Consider the following 19170-nt stretch of genomic DNA (forward strand, 5'->3'; position numbering starts at 1 on the left):
CCGCCGACCGGCACCAGGTGGGACCAAGCGTGAACTTCGGCTCGTTTCGGCGGGATGTCGGCGGGTATCGGTTCGTTACGCTGCCTCCGTGGCCGAACTTCCTGCGAACCCGCGCGCGACCTCCGTCACACCGTCGAACGATCTTCGGGACCGGGCGGTGCCCGCGCCGCTCGACCCCGTCGACCGCCGTCTGGTCCGGCTGCTGCAGGAGGACGGGCGGATGGCGAACAACGCGCTGGCCGCCGCCGTCGGCATCGCCCCGTCGACCTGCCTCGCCCGGGTCCGGGCCCTGCGCCGGTCCGGCGTGATCCGGGGGTTCCACGCGGACGTCGACCCGGAGGCGCTCGGCCGCGGGCTGCGCGCGATGATCGCGGTGCGGATGGCCGCGGGGTCCCGGGCGACGCTGGAGCCCTTCGCGCGGACGATCGCGGCGCGACCGGAGGTGCTGGACGTGTATTTCCTGGCCGGCGCCGACGACTTCCTGCTGCACGTCGCCGTGCGCGACACCGACGAGCTGCGCCGGTTCGTCGTCGAGCGGCTCAGCGACCGGCCCGACGTCGCCACGACGGAGACGAGCCTCGTCTTCGACCACCTGCGCGGGAGCGTCGGCGGCTGACCCGCGGCCTCAGCCCGTGAGCGCGTCGCGGACCCGGGCCCAGTCCCGCGCCCGCCGCAGCCCGCGCCCCAGCTCGCGGTGCGCCTGCCCCGACGGGCCCGCGTGCGACCACGCCCACAGTGCCGACTCGGTGCCGCGGGCGAGCGCCCAGCCCGCGACGGCGGCCGGGTCCAGTCCCGCCCGCCCGGCGACCAGCCGCACCCGTTCCCCCAGCGTCCGCACCGGGTCGGGGCTGCGCCACGGCTCGCCGACCTGTTCCAGCAGCGGCCACGGGTCGTACGCCGGGTCGCCGAGCAGCGCCTTGGGGTCGATGGCGCACCAGCCGCCGACCGACCCCTCCGCGCCGGCGGCGCGCAGCAGGTTGCCGGGGTTGTAGTCGCCGTGCAGCACCACGCACCGCGGGCCCGGCCGGGCGGGACCCCGCAGCACCGCGACGGCCGCACGCACCAGGCCGGGGTCGGGCTCGGCGCCCGCGTCCTCCGCCGCGGCGGCGCGCTCCTCGAGCAGCGTCGCCCAGCCCGCCCCGACGTCGGCCAGGTCCGGGACGCCGGCCGGCGCGGGCGCCGCGTGCAGTGCCCGCAGCACGTCCGCCGCCTCGGCGAGCCGCCGACGCACCGGCGTGCGCACGGCCCGCATCGGGGTGCCCGGGCGGACCCGGTCGAGCAGCAGGGCCCAGTCACCCGCGTGCGCGTCGACCAGCCGCACCGCCCCGTGACCGTGCCACGCACGCAGCACGGCGGCCTCGTCGCGCGCCTCGGTGTGCGGGAACCCGAGCTTGAGCACCAGCTCGGCCCCGTCGGCACGGCGCACCGGCGCGCACCAGGAGGCCGAGCCGGACGGGAACGGGTCCTCGGCCGTGAGCGACCAGCGGTCGAGCGCGCGCGCGAGGAGGTGGGGCAGGGCCGCGAGCCACGCCGCCCCTCGGGGGTGCGGCCGGCACCCGTGCGGAGCGCGTCCGGCACGTGGACGCCGCGGCGCGCCTCCCCCGGCGCGGCGGCCGCCCTGCCGAGGATCGGGGAAGGTCCCACGGGCGACACGCTAGACGCACCGTGGCGGGCAGACGGGTGCCGAGGGGGCGAGCCGCATGGAGCGGGAGCGCGGGGGCGAGACCTACCGCAAGCAGCGCGCCGGCGCGCCGCCCGGGTTCTTCGCGTGCGAGGCGGCGGGCCTGGACTGGCTGCGGGTGCGCGGCGGTGCACCGGTGGTCGTGGTGCGGGCCGTCGGCGCCGACCACCTGGACCTGGAGCGGCTGTCCGAGGTGCCACCCAGCCGGCGCGCCGCGAAGGACCTGGGCCGCGGGCTCGCGGTGACCCACGACGCCGGCGCACCGAGGTTCGGCAGCCCGCCCGCCGGCTGGTCCGGCGACGGCTTCTTCGGCCCGCTCAGCCAGCCGCTGCCCATGCCGGCCGGGGACCACGGCACCTGGGGCGCGTTCCTGGCGGACTGCCGCATCGAGCCGCTGGCCGCCGCGGCGGAACGGCGGCGGGCGCTCGGCCCGGACGACGTCGCCCTGCTGCGCACGCTCGCGGAGGTGCTGCGCAGCGGGGCCCTCGACGACGACGACCGGCCCGCGCGGCTGCACGGCGACCTGTGGTCCGGGAACGTCCTGTGGACGCCCGGCGGCGCGACGCTCATCGACCCGGCCGCGCACGGGGGGCACCGCGAGAGCGACCTCGCGATGCTCGCGCTGTTCGGCTGCCCGTACCTGGGGGACGTCCTGGACGCGTACCAGGAGGTGCACCCGCTGCGCCGGGGCTGGCAGCACCGGGTCGCGCTGCACCAGGTGTACCCGGTGGGGATGCACGCGGTGCTGTTCGGCGGGGGCTACGCGGCGCAGCTGCGGCGGCTGGTCGCGGCGTACGTCTGAGCGGGTGACCGGGGGCAGCACCACGACGGCCCCGGGGGACCGTCCGGCTCACGCCGTCCGATCGACCCCGGGGCCGTCGGCGCCAGGTGCAGCATGCTCACGCCACCGTCCACCGCGCCCGCTTGTCCTTCTCCCGCGCGGCTTGAACCGTCCTGGCCTCGTTGGGGACCGTCGGTGACGAGCCACCCGGTCCGCGTCCGTCCACCCCTCGCGAGGGGCGCGTGCTCCGCGTCCGGGCCGGTCCTCCCGCGGCAGGATGCTGCACCGCCGCGCGAACCGGAAGACCTCAGTCTCGCCCGGTACAGCGCAGCGGTGCCACCCGATATTCCGGCGTCAGGAGATCGGGTCCGTCGACATGCGCACGGTGAGGGTGACCTCGGAGCCGGCCTCGACGGTGCCGTTCTGCGGGTCCTGCGTCACGACGACCCACTGGGTGGGGTCGTCGATGGCGCGGCCCTGGCCCGAGGCGTCGGCCACGAGGACCTCGAGACCGCGGGCCTCCAGGGTCTCCTGCGCGGTGACGAGCAGCAGGTTGGTCTGGTCGATGACCTGCACGTCCTCGGACGCGCTCGACGCGGTGGACGACGCGGAGCCGCCGTCGGTGGGGGTGGACGAGGTGTCGTCCGACCCGCCGGAGCAGGCGGCGAGCAGGGCGGCCGTCGCGACGACGGCGGCGGCCACGCTGAGGGTGCGCGTGGGACGACGACCGGCTCGGGCGATGGACATGTTCATCGAGGCCCTCCTGGGCTTGGTTGCGGTGCTTCCTCGGGTCGCGGCTCCCGGGGTCGCCGGGTGTCGCGGAGGGCGGCGACGGCGATCGCACCATCGCCGCGGCGTGCGGCGGGCATTCTCGGCAGTCGAGCGGCCACCCGGGAACCGTGCCCGGCGGGCGGCGCGCCCTCGCGGGTCACCCTACGCCTGTCGACCGACAGGTTTCGTCCACATTTCACACGTGCGTGACGTGCTGGCCTGCGCGCACACCCGTTCGCCGCCGGATTCACCCGGCCCCGGACCCCCGCCGGCCACCCGGCCGCGGGGCCCTGCCCTCGCCTGCCCTCGCCTGCCCTGACCCCCGCGTCAGGCGAGCACCGCGAACCGCGCCCCGACGTGGTCGAAGGTCGCGGGCAGCGGGTCGCGCGCGAGGTGGCGGGCGCGCGGGAACGCCAGGTCCGCCTCCGCCAGCCGTGCGAGCAGCCGCCCCGCGGTGAGGAGGACGACGTTCCGGCCCGGGCAGGACACCGGGCCGCCGCTGAACGGCACCAGGGCCCAGTCCGCGTCGGCCCGGCCGTCCAGCCAGGCCTCGGGGGCGAAGGCGTCGGCGACGTCGAGCCGGTCGCGGTCCCGGTGGAAGTGCGCGCTGACCACCGCGAAGCCGGTCCCGGCGGGCAGCTCGCGGGCGCCCCACGTGGTCGTCGTGGTGCTGTCCCGCAGCACCACCAGCGTCGTCGGCCACAGCCGCACCGACTCCAGCACGGCACCCCGGGCGTAGGGCTGCATGGCCGCCCCCGAGCCCGCCTCGGCGCGCAGCCGGTCCCGCACCGCGGGCCGCGACACCGCGACCGCCAGGGCGCGCAGCACGGCCGCGCCGGCGGCGTCGTACGCGAACAGCCACTGCGGCACCTGCCCCACCGGGTCGGCGTCGCGCCCCTCCTGCACCGAGGCCGCCGCGGCGTGCGCGACCAGGCTGCCCGGCTCCGCCCGGTCCACGTACGTGCGCAGGCGCTCGGCCAGCTCCGCGCGCAACCGGGGACGCTGCGGGTGCAGGTAGGCCCAGTTGGCCGCGCGCCGCAGGATCGCCATCAGCTCGGTCACCCGGTCGTCGTCGCGGGCGCCCTCCCCCAGCACCACGGTCCGGACCATCCGCCAGAACGCCGGGGCGAAGACGTCCCAGTCCAGCGTCCCGGTGGCGCGTGCGACGTCGAGCAGCGCGGCCGCCTCCCGGTCCACCGCCGCCAGCAGCACCTCGGCGTCCCGGTGCACGGGCTCCGAGGTGTCGAGCGCCTGCTCGTTGAGCAGCCGGCGGCGCGGCCGGCGGTCCGTCGGCGAGATCAGCACGGCGTCCGGCTCGAAGTGCGCGAGGGCGGCGCGCTTCTCGCGGGTCGCCGGCGTGAACGGCTCGGGAGACCCCGTCAGCAGGGCTGCCACGTCCTCGGCCTCCAGCGGCAGCACGACCCGGCGCGGTCCGAGCCGGAGCACCGCCGGGGCGCCGCCGGTCTCGGCGCGCAGGTCGCGCAGCAGCGCGGTCGCCGACCGGTCGGTCTGCCGGCGCTCCGCCCACGCGGTGACCCGCGGACGGCGCACGACGGCACCCTGCGCGACCAGGGGCAGCAGCACCTGGGCGGCGACGGCGGCGGACCGGGCACCGCCCAGGTCGACCGGCGTCCGGGGGCTGACGAGGGTCATGCGGCTCCTCCTGGCTGGCTCGGGGGGCTCGGGGGGCTCGGCGGGATCGGCTGGTCGGCTGCCGGGTCGGGCCGACCCGGGGCGGCGAGCGCGGGCTCCTCCGGCTCGGACAGCGACAGCACCGCACCCACGATGCCCGGGACCGAGCCGACCTGCCGCTCGAGGGCGGCGAGCACGTGCGACGCCTCGTCCTCGGCGGGGTTCCCGGCCAGGTCCACCGCGCCGGTCAGGTAGAGCTGACGGGCGCCCACGACCTCGAGCCGCAGCTGGGTCACCCGTGCGACCTCCGGCAGGGCGAGCAGCGCCTGCACCGCCGCCTGCTGCAGGGCGGGGTCCGCGACCTCCCCGACGAGGAACCGGCGGTTCCGGTCGATCAGCAGCACGGCGACCACCCCCAGCAGGACCCCGACGAGGATCGACCCGACGGCGTCGGGCACCGCCGAGCCGGTCGCCTGGTGCAGGCCGATGCCCGCTGCCGCGATGACGAGGCCGACGAGCGCGGCGGCGTCCTCGAAGAACACCGCCCGCACCGTCGGGTCCGAGGTCGCGAGCACGTGGTCCCACAGCTCCTGGTCCCGGCGGGCCGCGGCGCCCCGGGCCTGCCGCCACGCCTGCAGGAACGACGCGCCCTCCAGCAGGAGCGCGATGCCGAGCACCACGTACGCCACCACGAAGCTGCTGGCCGGCTCCGGGTCGAGCAGCTCCTGGACGCCGTGCGTGATCGACACCCCGGCGCCGACCGCGAACAGGCCGATCGCCGCGAACATCGACCACACGTACACCTCGCGCCCGTGCCCGAGCGGGTGGGCCGCGTCGGCGGGTTTCGCCGCGCGGCGCTGCGCCACCAGCAGGAACACCTCGTTGCCGGTGTCCGCCCACGAGTGCGCGGCCTCGGCCAGCATGGAGGCGGCCCCGGTCAGCACCGCGGCGACCGTCTTGGCGACGGCGATCAGGGCGTTCGCCGCCAGGGCGACGACGACGGTGAGCGTGCTCTCGCCGTGGGTGCCCTGCCCGGCCGGGCCCGTGCCGTCCGCGTCCGGTCCGGTGGCGGGGCTGGTCGCGGCAGGACTCGTCATGCTCCCGGGGTAGCACAGGCCGGCCGACGCCGCACGGTCGTGGCGGACGGCCCGCACCCCTAGGCTCGACGGCGATGTCCGACCAGCAGCCCGCCCCCGAGCCCGCGGCCCAGCAGCCGACCGCACCCGACTCCCCCGCCGGACCGCGGTCGGACGGCTGGCGCGCGCGGGTGCGGCCCGCGCTCCGGGCGCTGCGTCCGCGGCGGCCGCGGCTGCGGACCGTGCTGCTGGGCGTCGCGGCCGTGCTGGTCGCCGTCGTGACCGGCGTGACCACGGCCTCCGCGCAGCTGAGCTTCGGCCCGCACGAGGCGCGCTACGACATCACCACCGACGCCACCGTCACGGTCGACCTCGGCCCGATCGGCACGCTGCAGATCGACTCGCCGCTGCCGCTGCTGCTCGGTGCGCGCGTCACGGTCGAGGAGATCCCCGTCGGCGTGGACGCGCTGCACGACGTCGACACGCTCCAGGCGCTCACGGGCGACCTCAACTCCTACCTGCAGTTCTTCACCGGGCCGCAGGCGACCATCGAGGACGCGGCCCGGGCGCTGGTCGCGGACGCCCTGTGGCGGGCGCTCGTCACGCTCGTGCTGGTGGTGGGTCTGTGGTTCGCGGGGCGCGGGCTGCTGGGTGGTGCCCGGCGCCGGGAGCTCGCCACCCGCCTCCGGCCGCACACGGTCCAGCTGGTCGCGGGGACCGCCGCCGTGGCGCTCGTCGCGACGCTGGTCACCGCCAGCGAGCGGGAGCGCGACGCGTCCTCCCGCACCGTCGCGGCCTCGTCACCGGTGTTCGACGGCACGCCGCTGGAGGGCGCGCGCGTCACCGGGCGGCTCGGCGGCATCGTCGACACCTACGGCGGTCTCGTCGTCCAGGCGTTCCGGGACAACGAGGAGTTCTACGACACGGCCGGCGACGCGCTGGTCGCCGCGTGGGACGGCTGGGAGGAGCGCCGGCCGGCCGTCGAGGCCGAGCGGGCGCAGGCGGAGCAGGACGCGCGGGACACCGACGACGCCGTGGACGCCGTGGACGCCGCGGACCCGGAGGCGACGGCGAGCCCGTCGCCGACCCCGTCGCCGTCCGCCATGGAGGAGGACGAGGGCAGCGACCCGCTGACCCTGCTGCTCGTGTCCGACCTGCACTGCAACGTGGGCATGGCGCCGCTCATCACGTCGATGACTGAGATGTCGGGCGCCCAGGTGGTGCTCGACGCGGGCGACACGACGATGAACGGCAGCTCCGTCGAGCAGTACTGCGCCACGACGTTCGCCCGGGCCGTCCCGGACGGCGTCGACCTGATCACCGCGCCGGGCAACCACGACTCCGCCGCGACGACCGCGCAGTACGCCCGGGCCGGGGCGGTGGTCCTCGACGGCGGCGTCATCGACGTGCGCGGCATGCGCATCCTCGGCGACAAGGACCCCAAGGCCAACCGGCTGCTGGCCCAGCCGACCCAGGACGAGCCGTACGCCCACGTCGGCGACCGCCTGGCCGAGGTCGCGTGCGAGGACCGGGACGGCGTCGACCTGGTGCTGTTCCACAACCCGCGCATCGCGCCGAACCTGCTGGCCGACGGCTGCGTCCCGTCCCTGATCTCCGGGCACATGCACACCCGCACCGACCCCGAGCAGATCGGGCAGGGCATCCGGTACATCTCCTCCTCGACCGCGGGCGCGCAGGAGAACGAGCCGCGGATCGGCCCGCTCAAGGGCACCGCCGAGATGACGGTGCTGCGCTGGGACCCCGACACCCGCCGGATCATCGACTGGCAGCTGGTCGAGATCGGCACCGACGCCACCGCGACCGTGCACGACCCGGAGCCGTGGCCCGTGCCCGTGCCCGACCCGGACCCCGAGGCCGACGACGAGCCGGCCGGCACGCCGACCCAGGACATCACGGAGACGCCGGGCGGCTGAGGGGCGGCCGACGGATGTGCCTGTCACGTCCGTCCGGGTCCTGAGACGGACGGCGGGGACCGTGCCGTCCTCGCCGGGCCCGTGCCACACTCGCGTCCATGACCTCCGCGCTCCTGCTGTGCCGCACCTCGCGGCCCGCCTGCGCGCGTCCGCTCTGTCGGGCCTGACCGCCACCCCAGCCGTCAGCCACCCCGCGGGACCGTCGTCCCGCCCGCCGCGTCGTCGCGGCGGACCGCCCGAGGAGCACCCCCATGAGCGTCCTGAGCCCTGCCGCACCCGTCCGCACCCCCGCCGTCCACACCGTCGGCACCACCCGGCCGTCGGCCGTCCTCCCGTCGCAGCCGGACCTGCGCCGGTTCGAGGAGCTGCTCGCCGCCCTGCCGCTGACTCCCGCCGTGGTCGTCGACCTGCCGGGCCGGCGCCTGGTCGTCGACGGCCGCGACGTGGAGCTCACCCGCCAGGAGTTCGACCTGGTGGGCTACCTGGCCCGCTCGGCCGGTCGCGTCGTCTCGCGGGACGAGCTCTACGACGGCGCGTGGCGCACCCAGGACCTGTCCGCGGAGACCCGCACCGTCGACGTGCACGTCCGCCGGGTGCGGGCCAAGTCCGGGCTCGACGGCCTGATCACCACCGTGCGCGGCGTCGGGTACCGGCTGAACGCGATCGAGGGCCTGCGCGTCGAGGGCTGAGCCGGGCTCGCGCGAGGGCCGTTCGTGTGGCGGACCCGGCCCGGTCGGGTGACGCTGGCGACGGGGGAACACCAGCACCCCGTCCCACGTCCCCCCGTGCCCGGGGGACCGCACGCGCAGGAGGACGCCGTGGCAGCCGACGAGAAGAGCTCCGAGAAGGCGGCGCAGGCCCCGGACCCGGAGGACCCGCGCAAGCCCGACTCCCCCGACGACCTCACCAAGCGGTCGTGGAAGTACGTGCTCCGCACGACGGTGCGCGAGTTCCAGCACGACCAGGCCACCGACCTGGCCGCCGCCCTCACCTACTACGCGGTGCTGGCGATCGCGCCGGGCCTGCTCGCCGTGGTGTCGATCCTCGGCCTGGTCGGTGACGGGCAGCAGCTGGTCGAGGAGCTGGTCACGACCGCGTCCGGCATCGTCGGGCAGAGCACCGCCGACGACACGATCGCACCGATCCTGGAGAACATCTCCAACTCCCCCGGCGCGGGACTGACCTTCGTCATCTCGCTGCTGGTCGCGCTGTGGTCCGCCTCCGGCTACGTCACCGCGTTCAGCCGCGGCATGAACCGGGTCTACGAGATCGACGAGGGCCGGCCGATCTGGAAGCTGCGCCCGGTGCTGCTGGTGGTGACGCTGATCCTGGTGGTCTTCGCCGTGCTGATCGTCGTCGCCGTGGTGCTGTCGGGCGGCATCGCGGAGCGGGTCGGGGCGGCCATCGGGCTGAGCTCGGTCGCGGTCACCGTCTGGAACATCGCCAAGTGGCCGGTGGTGCTGCTGCTGGTGGTGCTGGCGATCGCGATCCTCTACTACTTCACCCCGAACGTGCGGCAGCCCAAGTTCCGCTGGATGAGCGTGGGCGCGCTGGTCGCCGTGGTCGTGTGGCTCATCGCGTCGCTCGCGTTCGGCTTCTACGTCGCCAACTTCGGCAGCTACGGCAGCACCTACGGCTCGCTGGCCGGCGTGATCATCATGCTGCTGTGGCTCTGGCTGTCGAACCTCGCGCTGCTGTTCGGCGCCGAGCTGGACGCCGAGGTCGAGCGCGGCCGCGAGCTGCAGGGCGGCATCGAGGCGGAGCGCACGATCCAGCTGCCGCCCCGCGACACCCGCGCGAGCGACAAGAAGCGCGCCAAGGCCGAGGAGGACGTCCGCCGCGGCCGCACCATCCGCGAGGCCAACCGCCGCCCGCCCCGCTGACCCCGGCGTCCCCTCCCCTCAGGTGGAGGCTCGGACCGACACGCCGCGGCGTGTCGGTCCGAGCTCTCCACGTGGCGCGCGGGGTGGGTGGGGTCAGGGCATGACGCCGGCCAGGGTGAGGAGGTCGGGGAGGCTCGTGATGGTGCGGGCCTGCGGGCCCGTGCCGAGGGTCGGGACGGGCGCGGTACCCCAGGCCGGCACCTCGTTGAGGTACGACGCGGGGTCGTGCCGGATCAGGCCGATGATCGTCTCGGCCACGATCCGGCTGCCCACCGGGCCGAGGGAGTTGCCGGCCGTCAGCACCTCCGCCTCCTTGAGCACGTAGTACCAGAGCGGCGTGCGGCCGTTGAGCTCGGGGCTGGTCAGCGCGCTGCGGACGCCCGCCGGCGCCCCGCGGAGCAGCTCGGGCCGGGTGAGGGGCCGGATGGCGAGCGCCCGCGCGACGGCCTCCCCGGTCGGCAGGCTCAGCAGGTACCCGCGCAGCAGGTTCCGCTTGGCCAGGTGCTCCTGGATGCCGGCCAGGTCGCGCGGCTCGTTGCGCATCACCGACAGGTCGTCGGCCAGCTGCGTGTCGATGGCCCGCGCGAAGTGCCGCGGGTCGGGGTCCGCCTTGTCGACGAGCCGGTCCCACTCGACGGCCCAGTTGGCCGGCAGCCGGGTGGCCCCGCCGATGAACCCGCCGCGGCCGGTGAACTGGAACAGCTGGTCCAGCGTGGCCCGCGGGGCGACGAAGCCGGGGTCGCCGAAGTTCCGGTTGTAGTCGTAGGAGTTCCGGATCTGCGAGTGCCCGAACCGGAAGGCGGCCACGGAGAACTCCAGCGGCATCGCCTCGGGGCCTCCCGCCGGGAACCGGCTCAGGTACAGCCCGGGCTGCCCGGCGAGCACCCAGTCGACCGTGCCCGGGACCGTCACGGTGCGCAGGTAGTCGTGCACGATCAGCCACTGGTGGCAGTGCCGCGTGAACTGCTGGGTCCGGGCCAGCAGGTCCTGCTTGGACAACCCCGGCTCCGCGACCTGGATCGCGTGCGCCACCGCGTTGTGGAACCGGAGGTACGCCAGGTGCAGCTGGGCGATCACCAGGTTCTCGTCGTTCCGCGAGTCGCCGATCTTCGCGGGGAACTCGTCGCGCCCGGTGGCGGCGTTCGCGACGCGGTGCCGGCCGGGGAGGTCGCGCTCGGCGGGGTCCTCGGCCGCGGGCACCGGCTGCCCCGGCGCAGGTGACGCGAGCGTGCCGAGCTTGAGGAACGCGCCCGAGTAGAACGCCGACGACTTCCGGCCCGAGGGACCGTCGCCGTAGACGGAGTCGAGGTTGAGGTACGGATGACGCGCGTTGCCGAGCTTCTCCCGCACGGTGTCCGGGTCGACCGGCCTCAGGGTGGGCTCCGCGACGGCGGGCTGCTGCATGCTCGCGTCGGACGCGTCCTCCAGCGTGAGGTCGTGGTCGATGAACTGACCCCAGTACGTGTACACGGCGGGGATCGTCGACGGCGGCGCCGGGCTCGCGGCGGGCTCCGCCATGGCCCCGCCGAGCCGCCGCAGCAGCGCGATGACCTGCTGGGGGTCCGTGGCGGGCAGGTGGCTGCCCGCGTCGCCGACCAGGTCGGGGAACAGGTAGTCGAACTCGGACGCGCGGACCTGGCGTTCCAGGACCTCGCCGTGGCTGACGTTCTCGATCACGCGGCCGGCGACGGCGGGCGCGGTGGTGTCGGTCTGGGTGGCGTTCATGGCAGGGCTCCCCCTGGACGGCGTACCTCGTCGGACGACGGTCCCGGTGCGCACGCACGGCGCGGCGGGCAGGGGCGGCGCGGCGTGGCCCGCGCTGCGGATCTCCGGCGGGCGACGTCGACGAGGACGCGCGGTGCCGGATCGGAGGGGGACGACCATCGAACCACCCGCGGAGGGCGGGCGTAAAGGGTCGCGCGACGCCGTCAGTCGGCGGCGGCGGGCGTCACGGAGCCGGCGGACCCGGCCGGGCCGGCGTACTCCCAGTGCCACGGTTCGTGCGGCCCGGCGCCTCCCGGCCCCATCGCCGCGGGGTGCACCCAGCCGTACGCGGGTCCGTGCTCGACCATCCAGCGGTAGAGCGGCTGGTCGAACTGCCCGACGCCGCCGAACCCGCTGAAGTCGACCGCCACGCCCCAGCCGTGGTGCGACGTGCCCGGAGGTGCCGCGAGGCCGCCCTTGGTCGCCTTCAGCCGCACCTGCTGCTCGTAGGTCCGGTACGTGCCGCCCACGGGCAGGTCGGACCCGTGCTCCGCCCGGAACACCTCGTTCAGGCGGGCGAGCGCCTCGGCCGCGTCGCACCGCAGCAGCGAGCCCGGCGCGAAGGGCACCGGGCAGAGCATCGCGGGGTCGGCGGTCCCGTCGGACCGCAGGGGTCCGGAGACCACGCGGTCCGTCCCGGTCCGGGCCCGGCCCGCTGCGCTCGGCACCACCGCCGCCTCCGCCACGGCGGCCGCGGCGGCGCGCTCGAGGTCGGCCAGCCCCGCGACGTCGGCCGCCGGGTGCTCCGTGACGGCCACCGGGACGCTGCGCTCGACGGCCAGGGCGTACGCGAACACCGCCGCCGCCGCGTCGTGCACCCCCGCCGCGGCGGCGACCCGGGCGGGCACGGTCTCGGCGAGCACGGTGCGGGCGGGGACGGCGCCGGGTCCCGCGGACGCCGGTCCCGCCGGGGTCGGCACGTCCCGCACGAGCGCGACCTCGCGGTCGACCGGCACCGGAGTGGTGCCCATGCCGAGCGTCCCGGACACGGTGCGCAGCCGCAGCACCGCGGCGTCCAGGTCGGCCAGCGCGGCCGGCGGCTCGGGTGACACCCGCAGGGCCTCCACGCCCGCGGCCGCGTCGAGCGCGGCCCGGGCGACCGCCATCGACTCGGCCGTGAGAGCCGGCTCCTCCGTGGCGGCCCGGGCGTCCCAGCGGGCGAGGTCCGCGGCGGCGGTCCGCTCGGCGGAGAAGCCGAGGCGCGGGGCGGGCGGCGGCTCGGCGAGCCCCGTCCCGGTGGTGGCGGCCCCGTCCAGGCCCACGCCCAGCAGCGCGGCGACCCCGACCACCACGGCCCCGCGGGCACCGGCCCGCAGCGCGGCGGCGCCGCGACCCAGCCGCGCCCGCCCGCGCCGCCGGTGGCGGTGACGGCCGGGCGCTCCCTGCATCGCGGTGCTCCTGACGGCGGCGCGGGTCGCTGGTCCCGCACGGGCGCGGCCGCCGGGAGGACCCAGCCCCGCGACGCGTGGCGCCGATCACGCACGGCTGCGGCGTCGCCGCCCGGCCGGGCGCCGAGGCCGTGTCCGGACGAGGGACGGGCCGGTGCCGCCGGGTCTGCGTCGACCCGACGTCGCCACGGGCGCCCCGAGGTGCCGGGGCGTGCCGTCCTGCCAGCGTAAGAAGGCCCCCGGAGGGTGTCAACGCGAACGGGTGGCGTGCGTCACACCCCGGTGCGACGCGTCAGAGCCGGTCGCGCGCGGTCTCGGCGTCCCGCAGGCGCGACGCCGCCCGCTCCGCGGCACGCGCGGCCGTCGTCCGCGCCGACCGGGCGTGCCGCACCTCGAGCCCCACCTCGCGCGCCTCGCGCTCGGCGTCGGCGAGCGCGTCCCGCAACCGGGCGATCTCCTCCTGGGTCCGCTCGACCGCGGCCGCCAGCTCGGCCGCGCGGCTCTCGGCGGTGCTCAGCCGCCGGTCGGCCGACTCGCGCTCCGCGGCCCGCGCCTCCGCCTCCTCCTGCGCGAGGCGGACGTCCTCCTCGGCGGAGCGCCGGGCCGCCTCGCGCCGGCGCTCGCGGTCGGCGCGCTCCTGCTCGGCGCGGCGCTCGCGCGCGGCCCGGTCCTGCTCCGCGCGCTGCTCGCGCTCGGCGCGCGCACGGTCCTTCGCCGTGGGCCGCCCGGACCTCGGCGCGGCCGGCGGCGTCCCGGCAGCCGGGGCGGCCGCGTCGGTCGTGACCACCCGCCCACGCCGGCGCGCGGGCCCCGGCTCGGGCGCCGCGCGCAGCGGCTGCTCCGGCTCCTCGGCGGTGATCAGCCGGCCGCGGCGCCGGCGGGCGGGCGGGCGGTCCGCGTCGGCCGCGTCCTCCCCGGCGCCCTCCGGGACCGCACGCAGCGGCGTCCGGCGCGCCGGGACGCCGGCGAGCGCAGGGGCGTCGGGCACGGCGACCGCCCCCTCGACGTCGACCGGCTCGAACCCCGACGAGAACAGGTCCCGCGTCAGCAGCCCCGTGGCGACCGCCGCCGCGGCGTCGGGGTCGCCCATCGCGGCGCGGAGCGTCGCCTCCACCTGGCCGCGCACGGCCGCGCCCGCCGAGCCGCCCGCGTCGGTGAGCAGGGCGACCGCCGCGTCGGCGACCTCGGCCACGGTCCGCTGCTGCTCGGTGTGCAGCGCCCGCAGGTCCGAGCCCGCCAGCGCGGCCTGCGCCTCCCGCAGCCGGACGCCCAGGTCGAGCAGGCGACCGAGGTCCTCCGGCCGCTCGCGGACCAGCAGGTTGACCGCCGCCGCGGCCGCGGAGGGCTTGCGCAGCGCCCCGACGGCCGTGGCCAGGTCGCGGTCCTTCGCCTGCCGGGCCTCACGGACGGCGGCGGTGCGCGCGGCCGTGAACCCCGGGGGCGCGACGGCGTAGAGCTCGGCGGCGACACCGGTCAGGTCGGGCACGACGCCTCCTCTCGTCCGGCCGGGTCCAGGGAACCACGCCCGCCCGCCTGCGGCGATACCCTCGGTGCGACCACGGGGGCAGCGGCAGCAGACGGGCGCGAGAGGGACGGTGCGGCGTGACCGGCCAGCAGTTCGAGATCGGTCGCGACGGGCCGAGCGCGGTCGTCGTGGGCGTCGACGGGTCGGACCCGTCCCTGCGCGCCGCCGCCTACGCGGCCGGGGTGTGCCGCCGCCAGCGCAGCCGCCTGGTCGTCGTCTACGTGCGGGAGCCGGGTGGCGGGCTGGCCTCGGTGATGGACACCACCGGCGCCTCGAGCACGGCGGCCGTCCAGCACCAGGACGACGTGGAGCGGATGCTGCGCGACTCGCGGGCGCTCGCCGACGCGGAGGGGCTCGACGTGGACCTGGTCGTCCGCACCGGCGACCCGTTCCAGGTGCTGTCCGCGATCGCGCACGAGGTGCGTGCCGACTGCGTCGTCGTGGGCTCCTCGGCGAGCATCGGGCACCGCGTCGCCGGCTCGCTCGCCGTGCGCCTGGTGCGGAACGCGCACTGGCCCGTGACCGTCGTGCCCTGATCCGGGTCAGGCCGACGCGGCGCGCAGCAGCCCGGAGCCGACGGCGACCTCCGTGTCGAGCGTGACGTAGCCCCGCTCGCCGAAGAACACCGTCACCCGGTCCTCCTCGACCACCGACACCTGCCCCGCGCCCCACTCCGCGTGCTCGACGGCCTGCCCCGGCCGCAGCGGTGCGTCCTCGACCTCGACGGACGTGCCGGCGTCGCAGCTGTCGCACGCGCCGCACGGGCGCGGGTGCTTCTCCCCCAGCAGCTCCAGCAAGAGCCGCCGGCGGCAGTCGGTGGTGTCCGCGTAGGCGCGGACCACCTCGACCCGGGACCGTTCGACCGCCTGCCGCTCCTCCTGCCGCTCGGCAGCCGCCTTCGCCGCCGCCTGAGCCGACACGCCGGTGGCCCGCAGGCTCCCGTCCACGCGTTCCACGGCGCCGGTGTCGAGCAGCACGGCGAGCGCGCGCGACACCGTCCGGGCCGCGAGCCCGCTCGCCGACACGACCGCCTGCTGGTCCACCTCGCCGTCGCCCTCGCGGACGGCGTCCAGCACGGTGGCGAGCGTCGCGCGGCGCGGCACGCCTCCCGAGCGGAGGTACTGGTTCAGCCCGATGTCGTCGGGCCGGGTCACCAGCACGGCCCGGGCGGGCTCGCCGTCACGGCCGGCGCGGCCGACCTCCTGGTAGTACGCGTCGAGGGACGTCGGCGGGCCGGCGTGCACCACGAACCGGACGTCCGCGCGGTCGACGCCCATGCCGAACGCGCTCGTGGCGACCACCAGGTCGTGCTCGCCGTGCAGGAAGGCGCGCTCGACGCGGGCCCGCTCCTTCGCCGGGAGACCGGCGTGGTATCCCAACGCCGGCAGCCCGGCGGACCCGAGCGCCGCCACGAGGTCCTCGACGTGCGACCGGGTGCGGGCGTACACCAGGCCGGCTGCGGAGCCGCCCTCGGGCGCGAGGTCCTGCACCAGCCCGGTCACCAGCGCCACCACCCGGTCGTCCCGCTCCCGCGGGGTCGACGCGTGGTGGGCGCCGAGCCAGATGTTCGGCCGGTCGGCGTCGTGCACGAGGACGCGCGGGTCGACCATCCCGAGCCGCTCGACCACCTCGTCGCGCACCTGCGGGGACGCGGTGGCGGTGAGCGCGAGCACCCGGGGCCGCCCGGCCGGACCGGAGCCCAGGCGCTCGACGGTGCCCGCGACGTGCACGTAGTCCGGCCGGAAGTCGTGCCCCCACTCGCTCACGCAGTGCGCCTCGTCGACGACGACCAGCCCGACGTCGGCCTGGTCGAGGGCCTCGGCGACCGGCCGGCGCACCAGCTGCTCCGGCCCGAGCACGAGCACGTCGAGGTCGCCGGTCCGCGCACGCTCGAGCGCGGCGCGCTGCGCCGCCGCGCCCCGGGCGGAGCTGACGGACTCCGCCCGCAGGCCGGCCTCGCGCAGGCCCTCGACCTGGTCCCGCTGCAGCGCGAGCAGCGGCGACACCACCACGGTCAGCCGCCCGCCGAGCAGCGTGGCGATGGCGTACACCGCCGTCTTGCCCGCGCCCGACCGGGCGACGAGCAGCGTGTCGTGCTCGTGCAGCCCGTCCAGCGCGTCCCGCTGCGCCGGGCGCAGCGCGGTCCCGGGTCCCAGGACGCGGCGGACCGCGTCGTCCAGCGTCGTCCGCACCCGGCGGTCGTCGTGCTCGGTCACCGCTCGCTCAACGCTCCGGCCGGTGCATGCCGACGAAGAACGCCCCGCCGCTGGCCAGGATGCCGAGGGTGAACAGCGTGATCGACGCGCTCTCGACGGCGAGGGCCATCAGGGCGAACCCGCCCAGGAACAGCGCGAAGCACACCACGAACAGCAGCACGCGGCCCGCGGCGGGCGGGGCGGGCTGCTCCATCGAGGCGCGTGTGCGGTCCAGGTCGTCGTCGGTCGCGGTGCGGTCGGTCACGGGGTCCTCCGGGGTGGGTCGGGCGCTCAGCGCCGGGGCTGGCTGGGGTTGGTCGGGACGCCGTGCGACGGCGGGTTCTGCGGCGGGCCGGACGTCTGGGGACCGACCGGGCCGCCGCTCGACGGCGGCGGCGCCGTCTCGGCCGCGGGGGCGCTCGCGTCGCCGCCGGAGGGACGCTGCCCCTCGGCGAGGTCCAGGAGCCGGTGGTCGAGGATCTGCACCACGGCGGGGCGGTTGGCGTGCGCCTCCTCGTACCGGCGCAGCAGGTCGATGTCCTCGGCCTCGAGGCTGCGGACCCGGTGGCCGAGGGAGCCGACGGGCAGGTGGTCGTAGTCGGGGATCGGCAGGTCCTCGCGGCTGACGTCGTCGGTGCTCATCGGTCCTCCCGGGTCGTCGTCGTGCGGTCGGCTCGGCGGTCCGTCCGTCCGCCGGTCACCGACGCTAGGCCGGGCCGCCGGGCCCTGCCACCGGAGCGCGCCGGTGGTGGCTACGATCACGCGCAGGCACGCGCTGACCCCGCAGGAGCACCGACGAGCGCACGGGAGCGAGCATGGTGAGCCCGGACCCGCCCGGACCCACGACCGTCGACGAGCGGTTCGCGACCTCCCCGGCAGAGCGCGGCTGGACGACGGCCTACCTGCCCGCCTGGAGCTCGCGCGCGGCGGCCGCCGCCGACGTCCGCACGGGTCCGGGCGGGCTGCACCTGGCGATCCCGCCGGAGCACCCGGTCTGGTGCGCGGACACGCACTCGCCGCCCCTGCGGGTGTCGGCCGCGCAGAGCGGCAGCTGGTCCGGCCCGGTCGGCAGCACGCAGGGGCAGCAGCCGTTCCGCGACGGGCTCGTGGTGCGGGAGGAGCAGCCGGCGCGCTGGGCGTACACGCCGCACCACGGCCGGGTCGAGGTGACCTGCCGGGCCAGGGTCGGGCCGGGCTCGATGTTCTCGGCGTGGCTGGTCGGCGTCGAGGACGTCCCCGCGCGCAGCGGCGAGATCTGCCTGGTCGAGGTGTTCGGGGACTCGCTCGGCACCGACGCGGACGGCAGGCCGACGGCCGCGGTGGGCTCCGGCGTGCACCCGTTCCGCGATCCCGCGCTGCGCGAGGAGTTCACCGCCCCGCGTCTCCCCCTCGACGTCGCGGCATGGCACACGTACGCGGTCGACTGGCGGCCGGGCTCGGTGGCGTTCGCGGTCGACGGCACGGTGACGCAGGTCGTCGAGCAGGCGCCGGACTACCCGGTGCAGCTGATCCTGGGCGTGTTCGACTTCCCCGACGCGGCGCACGACCCGGCCGGTCCGGCCGTGCCCGAGCTGGTCGTGGCGCGGGTGCGCGGGACCCTGCTCCCGCCGGCCCCGGGCCGGCCGGTCAGGCGTCGTCCGGCTTCGTGAACGCCGCGTGCACCGCGGCCTTCGCCCGGTCCGGCAGCACGGCGGAGGCGGCGGACTGGAGCTTCGTCTTGAGCGAGCGGACCTCGATCTTGTCCTTGCCCTCCATCATCGCCTCGTACGCCTGGTCCGCGACGTCGGCCGGGTCGTCCTTCGGGCCGCGACCGACCGGGGTGTCCTCCATCCCGGCGCGCGCGAAGAACGGCGTGTCCGTCGGGCCCGGCAGCAGCGCGGTCACGGTCACGCCCGTGTCGTCCAGCTCGTGCCGCAGCGCCTCGGCGAAGGACTGCACGAACGACTTCGACGCCGCGTAGGTGGCGTAGTAGGGCCCCGGCATCAGCGCCGCGGTCGACGAGGTCATCAGCACCCGCCCGGCGCCGCGCTGCACCATCGCCGGCACCAGCGCCTTGGCCAGCCGCACCGTGCCGACGACGTCGAGGGCGATCACCTGCAGGTCGCCGTCGAGCGGGGTCTCGACGAACGGCCCGCCCGCGCCGATCCCCGCGTTCAGCGCGAGCGCGTCCACCGGCCGGCCCGTGGCGTGCACCGCGTCGACCAGCGTCTGCACCCCCTCGGCGGTGGCCAGGTCGACGTGCACCGCGCGGACGGCGTTGCCCGCGGCGGACAGCGCGTCGGCGGCCAGCGTGACCTGCGGCTCGTCGGCGGCGACGACCAGGTCGAAGCCCTCCTCGGCGAACCGGCGTGCCAGCTCGAGCCCGATGCCGCTGGAGCCGCCGGTGACCACGGCGAGCGGCCGGGCGGGGGTGGGGTCGTCCTGCGCGGGGGTCTGCTGCGTGTGCTCGGTCATCACGGGGTGCCTCTCGTCCGGCGACGGGCGGCCGGCCGCACCCGTGCCCCGGACGCTAGGTCGGCCGCCGGGCGCGCGCCACCGGT

18 protein-coding genes are annotated in these 19170 nt (G+C 76.9%); 7 read left to right on the top strand and 11 right to left on the bottom strand.

All coding sequences use genetic code 11. The annotated features are described in order from the left end of the window. Nucleotides 1–88: 88 nt before the first annotated feature. Complete coding sequence (locus ACWPWW_RS03145) at nucleotides 89–616, top strand: Lrp/AsnC family transcriptional regulator (RefSeq protein WP_454048889.1); 528 nt, start codon at nucleotides 89–91, stop codon at nucleotides 614–616. Between the two features lie 9 nt (nucleotides 617–625). Here the strand turns inward: ACWPWW_RS03145 and ACWPWW_RS03150 are convergent, their stop codons facing one another. Further along, nucleotides 626–1516 carry an aminoglycoside phosphotransferase family protein gene (locus tag ACWPWW_RS03150; protein ID WP_454050385.1) on the bottom strand — a complete coding sequence of 297 codons (891 nt, stop codon included), beginning with the start codon at nucleotides 1514–1516 and terminating at the stop codon, nucleotides 626–628. Between the two features lie 184 nt (nucleotides 1517–1700). Between ACWPWW_RS03150 and ACWPWW_RS03155 the strand changes: the two genes are divergently transcribed. Beyond that, nucleotides 1701–2483 carry a fructosamine kinase family protein gene (locus tag ACWPWW_RS03155; RefSeq protein ID WP_454048890.1) on the top strand — a complete coding sequence of 261 codons (783 nt, stop codon included), beginning with the start codon at nucleotides 1701–1703 and terminating at the stop codon, nucleotides 2481–2483. Nucleotides 2484–2816: 333 nt separating this feature from the next. On the opposite strand, the gene ACWPWW_RS03160 is transcribed toward ACWPWW_RS03155, so the two are convergent. The 3 genes from ACWPWW_RS03160 to ACWPWW_RS03170 form a co-directional block, all read right to left on the bottom strand. Then, complete coding sequence (locus ACWPWW_RS03160) at nucleotides 2817–3215, bottom strand: PASTA domain-containing protein (RefSeq protein WP_454048891.1); 399 nt, start codon at nucleotides 3213–3215, stop codon at nucleotides 2817–2819. Between the two features lie 345 nt (nucleotides 3216–3560). After that, on the bottom strand, nucleotides 3561–4886 hold the full coding sequence (locus ACWPWW_RS03165; protein ID WP_454048892.1) for a cytochrome P450: 1326 nt from the start codon (nucleotides 4884–4886) through the stop codon (nucleotides 3561–3563). Beyond that, nucleotides 4883–5962 (bottom strand): cation diffusion facilitator family transporter, encoded by a 1080-nt coding sequence (locus ACWPWW_RS03170; RefSeq protein ID WP_454048893.1) that lies wholly within the window; start codon nucleotides 5960–5962, stop codon nucleotides 4883–4885. The genes ACWPWW_RS03165 and ACWPWW_RS03170 overlap by 4 nt, the downstream gene beginning before the upstream one ends. Before the next feature lie 74 nt (nucleotides 5963–6036). Here ACWPWW_RS03170 and ACWPWW_RS03175 point away from each other — a divergent pair, with 74 nt between their 5' ends. From ACWPWW_RS03175 to ACWPWW_RS03185, 3 genes are all read left to right on the top strand, one after another. Further along, a complete protein-coding gene (locus ACWPWW_RS03175) occupies nucleotides 6037–7875 on the top strand; it encodes a metallophosphoesterase family protein (protein WP_454048894.1) in 1839 nt (612 codons plus the stop codon). 251 nt (nucleotides 7876–8126) lie between these two features. Further along, a complete protein-coding gene (locus tag ACWPWW_RS03180) occupies nucleotides 8127–8564 on the top strand; it encodes a winged helix-turn-helix domain-containing protein (protein WP_454048895.1) in 438 nt (145 codons plus the stop codon). A gap of 129 nt (nucleotides 8565–8693) precedes the next feature. Continuing rightward, entirely contained in the window at nucleotides 8694–9758 is a 1065-nt protein-coding gene (locus ACWPWW_RS03185) for a YihY/virulence factor BrkB family protein (protein WP_454048896.1), read from the top strand. A 93-nt stretch (nucleotides 9759–9851) separates the two neighbouring features. Here the strand turns inward: ACWPWW_RS03185 and ACWPWW_RS03190 are convergent, their stop codons facing one another. The 3 genes from ACWPWW_RS03190 to ACWPWW_RS03200 all read right to left on the bottom strand — a co-directional run bounded on the left by ACWPWW_RS03190 (nucleotide 9852) and on the right by ACWPWW_RS03200 (nucleotide 14396). After that, the gene (locus tag ACWPWW_RS03190; protein WP_454048897.1) at nucleotides 9852–11483 is read right to left on the bottom strand and encodes a peroxidase family protein; all 1632 of its coding nucleotides are present in this window, start codon (nucleotides 11481–11483) and stop codon (nucleotides 9852–9854) included. A 203-nt stretch (nucleotides 11484–11686) separates the two neighbouring features. Continuing rightward, the gene (locus tag ACWPWW_RS03195) at nucleotides 11687–12910 is read right to left on the bottom strand and encodes a M15 family metallopeptidase (RefSeq protein ID WP_454048898.1); all 1224 of its coding nucleotides are present in this window, start codon (nucleotides 12908–12910) and stop codon (nucleotides 11687–11689) included. A gap of 292 nt (nucleotides 12911–13202) precedes the next feature. Continuing rightward, a complete protein-coding gene (locus ACWPWW_RS03200) occupies nucleotides 13203–14396 on the bottom strand; it encodes a hypothetical protein (protein ID WP_454048899.1) in 1194 nt (397 codons plus the stop codon). A 116-nt stretch (nucleotides 14397–14512) separates the two neighbouring features. On the opposite strand from ACWPWW_RS03200, the gene ACWPWW_RS03205 reads away from it, so the two are divergent. Then, on the top strand, nucleotides 14513–14971 hold the full coding sequence (locus ACWPWW_RS03205) for a universal stress protein (RefSeq protein ID WP_454048900.1): 459 nt from the start codon (nucleotides 14513–14515) through the stop codon (nucleotides 14969–14971). 6 nt (nucleotides 14972–14977) lie between these two features. On the opposite strand, the gene ACWPWW_RS03210 is transcribed toward ACWPWW_RS03205, so the two are convergent. The 3 genes from ACWPWW_RS03210 to ACWPWW_RS03220 are packed head-to-tail and all read right to left on the bottom strand — an operon-like array spanning nucleotide 14978 to nucleotide 17272. After that, nucleotides 14978–16651 carry a RecQ family ATP-dependent DNA helicase gene (locus tag ACWPWW_RS03210; protein ID WP_454048901.1) on the bottom strand — a complete coding sequence of 558 codons (1674 nt, stop codon included), beginning with the start codon at nucleotides 16649–16651 and terminating at the stop codon, nucleotides 14978–14980. Between the two features lie 7 nt (nucleotides 16652–16658). Further along, nucleotides 16659–16895 carry a hypothetical protein gene (locus tag ACWPWW_RS03215; protein ID WP_454048902.1) on the bottom strand — a complete coding sequence of 79 codons (237 nt, stop codon included), beginning with the start codon at nucleotides 16893–16895 and terminating at the stop codon, nucleotides 16659–16661. 26 nt (nucleotides 16896–16921) lie between these two features. Further along, entirely contained in the window at nucleotides 16922–17272 is a 351-nt protein-coding gene (locus ACWPWW_RS03220) for a hypothetical protein (protein ID WP_454048903.1), read from the bottom strand. Nucleotides 17273–17445: 173 nt separating this feature from the next. On the opposite strand from ACWPWW_RS03220, the gene ACWPWW_RS03225 reads away from it, so the two are divergent. Continuing rightward, complete coding sequence (locus tag ACWPWW_RS03225; RefSeq protein WP_454048904.1) at nucleotides 17446–18279, top strand: glycoside hydrolase family 16 protein; 834 nt, start codon at nucleotides 17446–17448, stop codon at nucleotides 18277–18279. On the opposite strand, the gene ACWPWW_RS03230 is transcribed toward ACWPWW_RS03225, so the two are convergent. Continuing rightward, entirely contained in the window at nucleotides 18257–19084 is an 828-nt protein-coding gene (locus tag ACWPWW_RS03230) for an SDR family NAD(P)-dependent oxidoreductase (RefSeq protein ID WP_454048905.1), read from the bottom strand. The two genes, ACWPWW_RS03225 and ACWPWW_RS03230, sit on opposite strands and share 23 nt — an antisense overlap. Between the last annotated feature and the right edge of the window lie 86 nt (nucleotides 19085–19170).

Source organism: Cellulomonas sp. Marseille-Q8402 (assembly GCF_965119525.1).